Genomic DNA, 11,971 nt, shown 5'->3' with positions numbered 1-11,971 from the left:
GCCGGGAGTGACCGATGCTGGTGATCTGCGTATGACCGAGGGACCCCGGAGCAACCTGCCACCGCTGCAATTGCATGTGCCCGAGCCGAAATTCCGTCCCGGCGATGCGGTGGATTACAGCCATCTGGTGATCCCGAAAGCGGGTGCGCAGGCGCGGCCCGACGAGAGCTGCGCGGCGAACGAAACGCATGGCCTGTGCCTCGATCTGGTGCGCGTGCTGGGCGAGGATCACAAGGCTGTCGGCCCGTGGGATCCCAAGCTCGATCCCGAGACCCTGCGGCGGATGCTGCGGCTGATGGCGCTGACGCGCGCGTTCGATGACCGGATGTATCGCGGCCAGCGGCAGGGCAAGACCAGCTTCTACATGAAGTGCACCGGCGAGGAGGCGACCTCGATTGCCCCGGCCATGGCGCTCGCCAGCGACGACATGGTGTTCCCCTCGTACCGCCAACAGGGCATTCTGATCGCGCGCGGCTATCCGATGGTCGACATGATCAACCAGATCTATTCGAACAAGGCGGACAAGCTGAAGGGGCGGCAACTGCCGATCATGTATTCGGCGCGCGAGGCTTCGTTCTTTTCGATCTCGGGCAATCTGGCCACGCAGTATCCGCAAGCGGTGGGCTGGGCGATGGCGAGCGCGATCAAGGGGGATACGCGCATTGCTGCGGCGTGGCTGGGCGAAGGCTCGACGGCGGAGGGTGATTTCCATTCGGCGATGACCTTTGCGGCGGTCTATAACGCGCCAGTGGTGTTCAATGTCGTCAACAACCAGTGGGCGATTTCGAGCTTTTCTGGCTTTGCCGGAGCGGAGCGGACGACCTTTGCGGCGCGGGCTATCGGCTATGGGATCGCCGGGCTGCGGGTGGACGGCAACGATCCGCTGGCGGTCTATGCCGCATCGCGCTGGGCGGCGAATCGCGCGCGGGCCAATGGCGGGCCGACGCTGATCGAGCACTTCACGTACCGGGCGGAAGGGCATTCCACCTCGGACGATCCGGGGCAGTACCGTTCGGTGCAGGAGCGCAGCGAGTGGCCGCTGGGCGATCCGATTGCGCGGCTGGCGGCGCATCTCGAAGCCTTGGGCGAATGGACGCCGGAAGCCCATGCGGCGATGGATCTGGAACTGGCTGAACAGGTGAAAGCGGCTGCCAAGGCGGCGGAGGCCAATGGCGTGCTGGGCCACGGCCTGCACCACCCGTTCCGCACGCTGTTCGAGGACGTGTTCGAGGAACTGCCCTGGCACCTCAAGGAGCAGAGCGAGCAGGCAATCCGCGAGCGCCGGATCAAATGGCCTGAGTGGAAGGAGGAAGACTCGTGAGCGAGGACCTTCCCATGAAGAAGCTCAACATGATTGAGGCGATCAATGATGCGCTCGACGTCATGATGGCGCGCGACAGCAATATCGTCGTGATGGGCGAGGATGTCGGCTATTTCGGTGGGGTGTTCCGCGCGACGGCGGGGCTGCAGAAGAAATATGGCCGCACGCGGGTGTTCGATACGCCGATCAGCGAATGCGGGATCATCGGCGTGGCGGTGGGGATGGGGGCTTATGGCCTGCGTCCGGTGCCGGAAATCCAGTTTGCCGATTATATCTATCCGGGGCTGGATCAGCTCGTCTCCGAAGCGGCGCGGCTGCGCTATCGTTCGGCGGGCGAGTTTACCGCGCCGATCACGGTGCGCTCGCCGTTTGGCGGCGGCATCTTCGGCGGACAGACGCACAGCCAGAGCCCGGAGGCGCTGTTTACCCATGTTTCGGGGATCAAGACAGTGATCCCCAGCACGCCGCACGATGCCAAGGGGCTGCTGATCGCGGCCATCGAAGACAACGATCCGGTGATCTTCTTCGAGCCCAAGCGCATCTACAACGGTCCGTTCAACGGATACTACGACAAGCCGGTCGAGCCGTGGTCGCGCCACAAGGATGGAGCGGTGCCGGAAGGGTACTACCGCATCCCGCTGGGCAAGGCGCGGGTGGTGCGCGAAGGCGAGGCGATGACGGTGCTTGCCTATGGCACGATGGTTCATGTGGCGCAGGCGGTGCTGGCCGAAAAGGGCGTGGACGCCGAGATCATCGACCTGCGCACGCTGGTGCCGCTGGATATCGAGACAATCGAGGCTTCGGTGCGCAAGACCGGCAAGTGTCTGATCGTCCACGAGGCGACGCGCACCAGCGGCTTTGGCGCTGAGCTTTCCGCGCTGGTGCAGGAGCGCTGTTTCTACAGCCTTGAGGCCCCCATCGAGCGCGTGACGGGGTTTGATACGCCCTATCCGCATAGCCTTGAATGGGCGTATTTTCCGGGTCCGGTCCGCATTGGCGAGGCTGTTGACCGTTTGCTGAAGGCTTGAGCCGATGGGTACTTTCACGTTCCGCCTGCCCGATATCGGCGAAGGTATTGCCGAGGCCGAGATCGTCGCTTGGCACGTCAAGGTCGGCGATGTGGTGGCCGAGGATGGGCGCGTGGCCGATCTGATGACCGACAAGGCGACGGTCGAGATGGAAAGCCCGGTTTCGGGGCGGATCGTCTCGATTGCGGGCGAGGTGGGCGATGTGATCGCGATCGGCTCGCCGCTGGTGGTGATCGAGACCGAGGGGGATGAGGCCGAGCCTGCGTCTGGCCCTTCGACAGGCTCAGGGCGAGCGGAGGTTGTGGTTGAAGTGCCGGTTGAGAAGCCGGTGGAGGCGGTGCCAATCGTGCCAGAGCCAGTATCTGTCGCAGTGCGTTCAGAGAACCCGAACCCCTTTGAGCGGCCATCCAAGGTACTCGCTAGCCCCGCCGTGCGTGCACGGGCAGAGGCACTGGGCATCGACCTCGCCGAAGTGAAGCCTTCGGAAGCGGGCCGTGTACGCCATGCCGATCTGGACGCGTTCCTCGCCTACAATGCAGGCGGCGGCTATCGCCCCGCCGGTTCGCGCCATGCAGACGAGACGATCAAGGTCATCGGCCTGCGCCGCCGGATTGCCGAGAACATGGCGGCATCCAAGCGCGCCATTCCGCATTTCACTTATGTCGAGGAATGCGATGTCACCGCGCTTGAGGCGATGCGCGCGCAGCTGAATGATGCGCGGGGCGCGAAGCCCAAGCTTACGATGCTGCCGCTGCTGATCACCGCGATCTGCAAGACGCTGCCGGATTATCCCATGCTCAACGCCCGCTATGACGACGAGGCAGGTGTGGTGACGCGGCACGGCGCGGTGCACTTGGGCATGGCGACGCAGACGCCTGGCGGGCTGATGGTGCCGGTGATCCGCGACGCGCAGGATCGCAACTTGTGGCAGCTTGCGCATGAAATCGTGCGGCTGGCCGATGCGGCGCGCAGCGGGACGGCGACTTCGGGCGAGCTATCGGGTTCGACGATCACGATCACGTCGCTCGGCGCGCTGGGCGGGGTGGCGACGACGCCGGTGATCAATCGGCCCGAAGTGGCGATCATCGGGCCGAACCGCATTGTCGAGCGGCCGATGTTCGTGCCCGACGAGTCTAACCGTTCTGGGGGCGGCGAACGGATCGAGAAGCGCAAGCTGATGAACGTGTCGATCAGCTGCGATCACCGCGTGGTCGATGGCTGGGATGCGGCGAGCTTTGTGCAGGCACTCAAGCGGCTGATCGAGACGCCGGTGCTGCTGCTGGCGGACTAGCGCGCACCTTCTATCAACGAACGACGCCGCGCCAGGTCATCTGGCCGCCGCCGGTTAGCGCCTGCGGGGCAGGGATGCGCCAGCGCAAGTGGGTGACCTCTGCGGCATGGGCAGGGCGGGCGCGGCCAGCGGCATCGCGCACGCTGAGCATTTCGAGCGCTCCCCAGGTGCGGCCGCCATCAACCGAGACTTCCTGCGTCTCGTCGGTCGCCCCGGCGAACGCGATGGTGCGCGGCAGCGGATTGGTGACGGTGAAGCCGCCGTCCTTGCGGCCCGACCAGTTGACCACGAAAATCACCCGGTCACCCGGACGCAACTGATCGGCGCGTTCGAGGATGCGGGCGGTGCGGCCGCCGGGCGCGGGCTGGAAGCGTTCGACGAAGACATCGCTGGCAAACTGCACACTCGCGGCAGCGGCATGTGCCGCAGCAGGCACGAGTGCTGCGCTTGCCGCGCCCGCGACGACCATTGCTGGAAGGACCGCCTTGTACATTGCCTCACGAACCCCTTGGGCGCCCCCTGCGCCGATAGGTCCGTTCTGGCATGTGTTCCGATAAAGTTTGGTTAATGGGGCTTGCGCAGTTTGGATCGCATCTGCGGCAGGCAAAGAAAAAGGCACCCGGAGGTGCCTTTTTCGTCTTCCCAATGGCGCGAGTGACGGGACTTGAACCCGCGACCCTCGGCGTGACAGGCCGATACTCTAACCAACTGAGCTACACCCGCTCACCCTTGGGAGCGCCGCCTCTATGGCAGACCTCGCAGGCTGTCAACGCCCTTGCGCAGCAATTTTTTCCCGGCCTTGAATTTTCTCCGAGGAGGCTGGAAAAGATGCTTCGTCAGAGCGCAAGCCATGCGGGAATCAGCCCCAGCGCCCGGTTTCCATCCAGATGAGGAAGCGGCGCAGCGGCAGCAGCCACACCGTGCCGAGAATGATGTAGACGAGGGTCTGCACCAGCACTGGCAGGGTGCTGATCGGGCCGGACAGGCCCGCGACGATCAGCGCATAGCCGAACAGAGCAAGGACCAGCGCGAGGATGCCGAAAGGCTTGCGCCAGGTTGGCTTGTAGGATTCGGGATCGTTCATGTCGGTTCCGCTCAAAAGGGGCCGTAAAGGCGCGTGGGCGTTACCACTGCGGCGAGCGGCCTGTCATGCGCCTCGGTGGGCAAGGCTTCGGCAAGCTGGCTGTCCCACGCCATGCCGATGGCGGGAACATGCGGGTATTGCTCCAGCCAGCGATCATAGTGCCCGCCGCCTTGCCCAAGCCGCTGTCCGTCGGCGGTGAAGCCGACAAGGGGGACGAACAGGACATCGGGGATGAGCGCCTCGGCATCGCCCAGGGGCTGCGGCGCGCGATAGGGGCCGGGCTCCAGCAGGTCGTCCAGATGCGGCGATGCCCAGTGGCGAAACGCCATCGGCGCACCGTGCGCGGCGAACCACGGCATCGCGATTCTGTGCCCCGCTTCGTGGAAGTGGCCGGCATAGGCAGCCGTGGGTGCTTCATCGCCGATGGCAGTATAAAGGCCGACCACAGCACCCGGAGCGACGAGCGCGCCCAGCGCGGCAGGCGGGCGCTTGAACAGCAGGGCCTTCACGCGCGGATCGAGCGCGGCGACATGCTCGCGCCGGGCAGCGCGCAGGGCCTTGCGCAAGCCCGCCTTGGCGGAAGCGGGATCTGCGTTCATCGGCGGTCTCGTTTCAAAGGGGGCGCGTGCCGGGGGTGACGGGACCACCATGGGTCGTTTCCAGGAGAATCCTCTGACGCGTTCACGTCAGGTGGGGACCATATACCAGGGCCAGGGCCAGGGCAGGGACAGCCCCCAAGGATTTTGCTTATAGCCTCAGGGATTTCATGTGGCACGTGCCGGGCAGTACCCGTCAGACCCTATCTAGGAGAGACCGGCCGGTTTCTCAAGGGCCGGGCGCAGTCTCATGCTTCGGAGAGATGCGCGGCGAGGGCCTCGACGCGCGCGGCCAGCGTTTCGATGCGCGCGATGACTTCAGCGGTAGGTTCAGGCGCAGCAGGCTGCTCGGCGGTATCTTGCGGGGGCGGCATCTGGCGGTGGAGTTCGTGCAGTTCGTCCGCCAGCATCAGCGCCGCGAACAGCAACATGCGCGGCTCGCTCTGCCCCGGGCCGCCGCCGCCGCGCGCCGCGCGTTCGGCGACCATCCGGCCGAGCATCTCGATATGCGCTTCCTCGCCGTCTGCTGCCGAGACAGTGTAGGGGCGGCCGCCGATGGTCAGGGTGACGTTGCTCATGGGAGGAGGGGCCTGATCATCTGGGGCTTACTGGGGAAGATTGGCGAGCAGCAGATCGAGTTGCTCGATTTCCTGCGTGACCCGCTCCTTGAGCCTGCGGTGCCGCGTGCGCAGCTCTGCCACTTCGGCGGGCGGGGGCGTTGCGGCCACGGCGGCTTCGAGGCGGGCAAGCGCCTGCTCGATCCTGCCGAGGGCCGCTTCGAGCGGAGAATCCTGCGCCTGCGTGGTCATGAGGCTGATCGCTAGCACAATTGCCTAACCTCGCAAGCCGGGATGGCCACCAGTTTCCCCAACCTTGACGCTATCAAGGAGCGCTCCCAAAGAGAGCCCGCTGCCGAATCGGCGGTTGCAGCGCGGCATTGGCTGCGGGATCGAAGGTCAGGACTAGGTGATGGAACGGGATCAGGCCGTACTGGCGCCGATGGCAAACGCCATCCGCGCGCTGGCGATGGATGCGGTCGAGGCCGCCAATTCGGGGCACCCCGGCATGCCGATGGGCATGGCCGATGTGGCGACCGTGCTGTTCAGCCAGTTCCTGAAGTATGATCCCGCCGCGCCCAAGTGGGCGGACCGCGATCGTTTCGTGCTTTCGGCGGGCCATGGCTCGATGCTGATTTATGCGCTGCTGCACCTGACCGGCTATGCCGCGCCGACGATGGACGACATCCGCAAGTTCCGCCAGCTGGGCAGCCCCTGCGCGGGTCACCCGGAAAACGACATGCTGGAAGGCGTGGAATGCACCACCGGCCCGCTGGGCCAGGGCGTGGCGATGGCAGTGGGCATGGCGATTGCCGAACGCCACCTCAATGCGACGTTCGGCAGCGATCTGGTCGATCACAAGACCTGGGTGATCGCGGGCGATGGCTGCCTGATGGAAGGCGTGAACCACGAAGCCGTGGGTCTGGCCGGTACGCTCGGCCTTGGCCACCTCAACGTGCTGTGGGACGACAACAAGATCACGATCGATGGCGATACCTCGCTTTCGACCACCGAAGACATCCTTGCGCGCTATGCCGCCAGCGGGTGGCACACCGCCAGCTGCGACGGGCATGACTTTGCCGATATCGCCCGCGCGCTGGCCGAAGCCGCCGCCGATCCGCGCCCCTCGCTCGTCTCGTGCCGCACGGTGATCGGCAAGGGCGCGCCCAACAAGCAGGGCGGACACAATGTCCACGGCTCGCCGCTGGGCAAGAGCGAGATCGAGGCGGCCCGCGAATATCTGGGCTGGACTTCGGCGCCGTTCGAAATCCCGGTAGACATTCTGGCTAACTGGCGCGCTGCTGGTGCGCAGGGTTCGGCCGCAAGGGCTGCGTGGGAAGCGCGCGCGGCGGCGCATCCGCAAGGGGCTGAGTTGGCGCGGCGCATGGCAGGTGAACTGCCGGCCGATACCGGGGCGGCGGCGTATGTCGAAAGCCTGATCGCCACCCCGCCGACGGTCGCCACGCGCAAGTCGAGCGAGATGGCGCTGGAAGCCCTGACTGCTGCGATCCCCGAAATGGTAGGTGGTTCGGCGGATCTCACGGGTTCGAACAACACCAAGACCAAGGCGACCGGCCCGCTGACCAAGGACAGCTACGGCGGGCGCTATGTCTATTACGGCATCCGCGAGTTCGGCATGGCCGCCGCGATGAACGGCATGGCGCTGCACGGCGGCGTGATCCCCTATGGCGGCACGTTCCTCGTGTTCTCGGACTATTGCCGCAACGCGGTGCGCATGTCGGCGCTCCAGCATCTGCGCGCGGTCTATGTGTTCACGCACGATTCCATCGGCCTTGGCGAAGACGGCCCGACGCACCAGCCGGTCGAGCATGTCATGTCGCTGCGCATGATCCCCAATCTCCTCGTGTTCCGCCCGGCGGATGCGATCGAGACGGCGGAAGCGTGGAGCCTCGCGCTCGCCAATGCGCACCGCCCGACGGTGCTGGCGCTGACCCGGCAGAACCTGCCGCCGGTGCGCTTCGATGCCGAAATGAAGAGCGCGAAGGGGGCCTACCGCCTTGTGACCGCCTCCGCCACGCGCAAGGTCGTGCTGATGGCGACGGGTTCGGAAGTGGCGATTGCCATGGACGTCGCGAAGGCGCTCGAAGCCGAAGGCGTCGGCGCCGATGTCGTGTCGTTCCCGTGCTGGGAGCTGTTCGACGAGCAGGACGCCGCCTACCGCGCCGATCTGCTGCCGGCAGACGCGCTCAAGGTCTCGATCGAGGCGGGCGTCACGCTGGGCTGGCAGAAGTATGTCGGCGATGGCCTGACCATCGGCATCGACAGCTTCGGCGCATCGGCCCCCGCGCCGGTGCTTTACGACCACTTCGGCCTGACCGCCGAGAAGATCCTGCCGCGCATCCACGCGCGGCTTTCCTAAACGAGACCAGGAGAACACTATCATGGCGACCAAGGTTGCGATCAACGGGTTCGGGCGCATCGGGCGCAATGTGGCGCGCGCCATCCTCGAGCGGCCGGACTGCGGTCTGGAGCTGGTCTCGATCAACGACCTCGCCAGCGCGAAGGCCAATGCCCTGCTGTTCAAGCGTGACAGCGTGCACGGCGCGTTTTCGGGCACGGTCGAAGTTGACGGCACCGATCTCGTCATCAACGGCAAGCGCATTGCCGTGACCGCCGAGCGCGATCCCGCCAACTTGCCGCACGGCGCGCAGGGCATCGACATCGTGCTCGAATGCACCGGCTTCTTCACCGACCGCGCTTCGTGCGAGAAGCACATTGCGGCGGGCGCCAAGCGCGTGCTGATCTCGGCCCCGGGCAAGAACGTCGACCTGACGGTCGTTTACGGCGTGAACCACGGCCAGCTCACCGCCAATCATACCATCGTCTCGAACGCCTCGTGCACCACGAACTGCCTCGCGCCGTTCGCCAAGGTGCTGAACGATGCCATTGGCATCGAACACGGCCTGATGACGACGATCCACGCCTATACCAACGATCAGAAGATCCTCGACCAGATCCACGAAGATCCGCGCCGCGCCCGCGCTGCCGCGATGAGCATGATCCCCACCACCACTGGCGCTGCCCGCGCGGTGGGTGAGGTTCTGCCCGAACTGAAGGGCAAGCTCGACGGTTCGGCGATCCGCGTGCCGACTCCGAACGTCTCGGTGGTCGACCTGACCTTCGTGCCCAAGCGCGCAACCAGCAAGGACGAAGTCAATGCCCTGCTCAAGGCGGCGGCGGAAGGTCCGATGAAGGGCGTGCTCGGCTTCAGCGACGAGCCGCTGGTCTCGATCGACTACAACCACGATTCGCACTCCTCGACCATCGACAGCCTCGAAACCTCGGTGATCGACGGCAAGCTGGTGCGCGTGCTTTCGTGGTACGACAACGAGTGGGGCTTCTCGAACCGCATGGTCGATACGGCCGGCGTGATCGCGGGCCTGCTCTGATCCCATGGGCGCGGGACGTCTTGAGGGCATAGCCCGGCACAAGGTGTCCCGCGGGCCTATGGAAGTGCTGGATCGCGCGCGCGTGACCCCGGACATGGGGCTAGAGGGCGATTGCCGGGGGCGCGTGCCGGAAGGCAAGCGGGGCAACCGCCAGATCACCGTGATCGAGGCCGAGAGCTGGGCTGCGGCGATGAACGAACTGGGCGGGGCCGATGGCCTCGTCTGGTCCGACCGGCGGGCCAATCTGCTGGTCTCGGGCGTGCGTCTGCCACGTGTGCGCGGCAGGGTGATCGCCATAGGCAACAGCCTGCGCATCGAAGTGCGCTGCGAATGCGATCCGTGCAGCCGGATGGACGCGCTGCGCGATGGCCTGCGCGGCGCGCTGACGCCCGATTGGCGCGGCGGGATTTGCGGACGGGTGATCAGCGAAGGCGAGATTGCCGTGGGCGATGAAGTGAGGATCGAGGAATGAGCACTTTCAAGACGCTTGACGATTTGGGCGATGTGCGCGGCAAGGTCGTGCTGGTGCGCGTGGACCTCAACCTGCCGATGCAGGACGGTGCGGTGACCGATGATACCCGCGTGCAGGCCGCCAAGCCGACGATCCTCGAACTGGCCGACAAGGGCGCCAAGGTGCTGCTGCTGGCCCACTTCGGCCGCCCCAAGGGCGAGCGCGTTTCCACCCAGTCGCTGAGCATGGTCGTCGGCGCGGTGGAGCGGGTGATCGGGCGCGAGGTAATGTTCGTATCTGAAATCGCCGGGCCGGTGGTGCAGCAGGTTGTCGGCATCCTCCCCGAAGGCGGGATCGCGGTTCTGGAGAACACGCGGTTCTGGAAGGGCGAGGAAAAGAACGATCCGGAGCTTGTCAAGGCGATTGCCGCCAACGCCGATATCTATGTGAACGACGCCTTTTCGGCGGCGCACCGTGCCCACGCGACGACCGAGGGTCTGGCGCATGTGCTCCCGGCCTATGCGGGCCGTTCGATGCAGGCCGAACTCGAGGCGCTGGGCAAGGCACTGGGCGCGCCGGAGCGGCCGGTCGCGGCCGTGGTCGGCGGGGCCAAGGTTTCTTCCAAGCTCGATGTGCTCAAGCACCTCGTCGGCCAGGTTGATCATCTGATCATCGGCGGCGGCATGGCCAACACCTTCCTCGCCGCGCGCGGAGTCGATGTCGGCAAGTCGCTGTGCGAGCATGATCTGGCGTCCACGGCAGAGGCGATCCTCGATGCGGCAGACAAGTCGGGCTGCACGGTGCATCTGCCTTATGATGTTGTCGTCTCGAAGGAATTTTCGGCCAATCCGCCGAGCCTGCGCACCTGCAACGTGCATGAAGTGGCGGCGGACGAGATGATCCTCGACGTTGGCCCGGCAGCGACCGAGGCGCTGGCGGACGTGCTCAAGGTCTGCAAGACGCTGGTGTGGAACGGTCCAATGGGCGCGTTCGAAACGCCGCCCTTCGATGCCGCCACCGTCGCGCTGGCGCGCACCGCAGCGGCGCTCACCCGCGAAGGGTCGCTGGTTTCGGTGGCAGGCGGCGGCGATACTGTCGCCGCGCTGAGCCATGCCGGGGTGTCGGGCGACTTTTCCTACATCTCGACCGCAGGCGGGGCTTTCCTTGAATGGATGGAAGGCCGCGTGCTGCCCGGTGTGGCGGCGCTCGAAGCCTGATCGGTTCAAATTATTGGGCGGTGAACCGCGCTGCGATATTGCAGTGCGGCAGGACTCGCTTTAAGGGCCCCGCATACGAATGCACTGCATGAGGGATCAGCCATGAACTACGCCGAGATGAAGTCGAAGATCGCTGCTGGACAGGGCTTCATCGCGGCATTGGATCAGAGCGGCGGTTCGACCCCCAAGGCGCTCAAGGGTTATGGCGTTGAAGAGGGCGCGTGGGGTTCGGACGAGGAAATGTTCGGCCTGATTCACGAGATGCGCTGCCGGATCATCCGCTCGGGTGCGTTTTCGGGTGAGAAGGTGCTCGGCGCGATCCTGTTCGAGCGCACGATGAACGGTGATGTGGACGGGACTCCGGTGCCGACCGCGCTGATCGAACAGGGCGTGGTGCCGTTCCTCAAGATCGATCAGGGGCTGGAAGCCGAGGCTGATGGCGTGCAGCTGATGAAGCCGATTGTGGGACTGGATGCGCTGCTCACCCATGCCAAGTCGCTCGGCGTGTTCGGCACCAAGGAGCGTTCGGTGATCAATTCGGCAAGCCGTTCCGGCATTGCCGCCGTGGTGGCGCAGCAATTCGAGCTGGCCATGCAGGTGCTGGCGCATGGCCTGATGCCGATCATCGAGCCTGAAGTGAACATCAAGAGCGAGACGCGCAGCGAGTGCGACGCGATCCTGCTGGACGAGCTGACCAAGGCTCTGGACGCGCTGCCGCAGGGCACGCAGGTCATGCTCAAGCTCTCCTTGCCGCTGCAGCCGGGCCTGTTCGCACAGCTCACCGCGCATCCGGCCGTGCTGCGCGTGGTGGCGCTTTCGGGCGGCTACAGCCGCGGTGATGCGGTGATCGAGCTGGCGAAGAACCACGGGATCATCGCCAGCTTCAGCCGTGCGCTGCTGGAGGACTTGCGCCATCACATGGACGACCATGAATTCGATGCGGCGCTGGGTACGGCGATCCACGAGATCCACCACGGATCGACTGTGAAGGTGAGCGTCTGAACCCCATTTGCGCT

General features: G+C 65.5%; 13 protein-coding genes and 1 tRNA gene. 8 read left to right on the top strand and 6 right to left on the bottom strand.

Features of this window, described 5'->3' with window-relative positions; translation table 11 throughout:
* Window positions 1-31: 31 nt before the first annotated feature.
* Genes CFE35_RS10110 through CFE35_RS10100 form a run of 3 tightly spaced genes read left to right on the top strand, consistent with a single transcriptional unit; the run spans window position 32 to window position 3,640 of the window.
* Entirely contained in the window at window positions 32-1,321 is a 1,290-nt protein-coding gene (locus CFE35_RS10110) for a 3-methyl-2-oxobutanoate dehydrogenase (2-methylpropanoyl-transferring) subunit alpha (RefSeq protein ID WP_292930474.1), read from the top strand.
* 14 nt (window positions 1,322-1,335) lie between these two features.
* Window positions 1,336-2,349, top strand: coding sequence for an alpha-ketoacid dehydrogenase subunit beta (locus tag CFE35_RS10105; protein ID WP_292930648.1), 1,014 nt, complete (start codon window positions 1,336-1,338; stop codon window positions 2,347-2,349).
* 4 nt (window positions 2,350-2,353) lie between these two features.
* Window positions 2,354-3,640: a dihydrolipoamide acetyltransferase family protein gene (locus CFE35_RS10100; RefSeq protein WP_292930473.1), complete on the top strand. Its 1,287-nt coding sequence runs from the start codon at window positions 2,354-2,356 to the stop codon at window positions 3,638-3,640.
* A 13-nt stretch (window positions 3,641-3,653) separates the two neighbouring features.
* Here the strand turns inward: CFE35_RS10100 and CFE35_RS10095 are convergent, their stop codons facing one another.
* The 6 genes from CFE35_RS10095 to CFE35_RS10070 all read right to left on the bottom strand — a co-directional run bounded on the left by CFE35_RS10095 (window position 3,654) and on the right by CFE35_RS10070 (window position 6,129).
* On the bottom strand, window positions 3,654-4,133 hold the full coding sequence (locus CFE35_RS10095; protein ID WP_292930472.1) for a hypothetical protein: 480 nt from the start codon (window positions 4,131-4,133) through the stop codon (window positions 3,654-3,656).
* Window positions 4,134-4,286: 153 nt separating this feature from the next.
* Window positions 4,287-4,363 (bottom strand) — tRNA-Asp (locus CFE35_RS10090).
* Window positions 4,364-4,499: 136 nt separating this feature from the next.
* Window positions 4,500-4,724, bottom strand: a complete 225-nt coding sequence (locus CFE35_RS10085; protein ID WP_292930471.1) for a DUF2842 domain-containing protein — start codon at window positions 4,722-4,724, stop codon at window positions 4,500-4,502.
* Between the two features lie 11 nt (window positions 4,725-4,735).
* The gene (locus CFE35_RS10080; protein ID WP_292930470.1) at window positions 4,736-5,323 is read right to left on the bottom strand and encodes a 5-formyltetrahydrofolate cyclo-ligase; all 588 of its coding nucleotides are present in this window, start codon (window positions 5,321-5,323) and stop codon (window positions 4,736-4,738) included.
* A gap of 245 nt (window positions 5,324-5,568) precedes the next feature.
* Window positions 5,569-5,898 (bottom strand): cell division protein ZapA, encoded by a 330-nt coding sequence (locus CFE35_RS10075; protein ID WP_292930469.1) that lies wholly within the window; start codon window positions 5,896-5,898, stop codon window positions 5,569-5,571.
* A 27-nt stretch (window positions 5,899-5,925) separates the two neighbouring features.
* On the bottom strand, window positions 5,926-6,129 hold the full coding sequence (locus CFE35_RS10070; protein ID WP_292930468.1) for a hypothetical protein: 204 nt from the start codon (window positions 6,127-6,129) through the stop codon (window positions 5,926-5,928).
* Window positions 6,130-6,289: 160 nt separating this feature from the next.
* Between CFE35_RS10070 and tkt the strand changes: the two genes are divergently transcribed.
* The 5 genes from tkt (at window position 6,290) to CFE35_RS10045 (ending at window position 11,957) form a co-directional block, all read left to right on the top strand.
* Window positions 6,290-8,257, top strand: a complete 1,968-nt coding sequence (tkt, locus tag CFE35_RS10065; RefSeq protein WP_292930467.1) for a transketolase — start codon at window positions 6,290-6,292, stop codon at window positions 8,255-8,257.
* Between the two features lie 22 nt (window positions 8,258-8,279).
* A complete protein-coding gene (gene gap, locus CFE35_RS10060; protein WP_292930466.1) occupies window positions 8,280-9,287 on the top strand; it encodes a type I glyceraldehyde-3-phosphate dehydrogenase in 1,008 nt (335 codons plus the stop codon).
* Window positions 9,288-9,330: 43 nt separating this feature from the next.
* The gene (locus CFE35_RS10055; protein ID WP_366557138.1) at window positions 9,331-9,759 is read left to right on the top strand and encodes an MOSC domain-containing protein; all 429 of its coding nucleotides are present in this window, start codon (window positions 9,331-9,333) and stop codon (window positions 9,757-9,759) included.
* Complete coding sequence (locus tag CFE35_RS10050) at window positions 9,756-10,955, top strand: phosphoglycerate kinase (protein WP_292930465.1); 1,200 nt, start codon at window positions 9,756-9,758, stop codon at window positions 10,953-10,955. The genes CFE35_RS10055 and CFE35_RS10050 overlap by 4 nt, the downstream gene beginning before the upstream one ends.
* Window positions 10,956-11,057: 102 nt before the next feature.
* Entirely contained in the window at window positions 11,058-11,957 is a 900-nt protein-coding gene (locus tag CFE35_RS10045) for a fructose bisphosphate aldolase (RefSeq protein ID WP_292930464.1), read from the top strand.
* Window positions 11,958-11,971: the final 14 nt, after the last annotated feature.

It is taken from the genome of Novosphingobium sp. PASSN1, assembly GCF_002278815.1.
The sequence above is the reverse complement of the archived record's forward strand: the minus strand, read 5'-3'. Positions and strand labels throughout refer to the sequence as shown.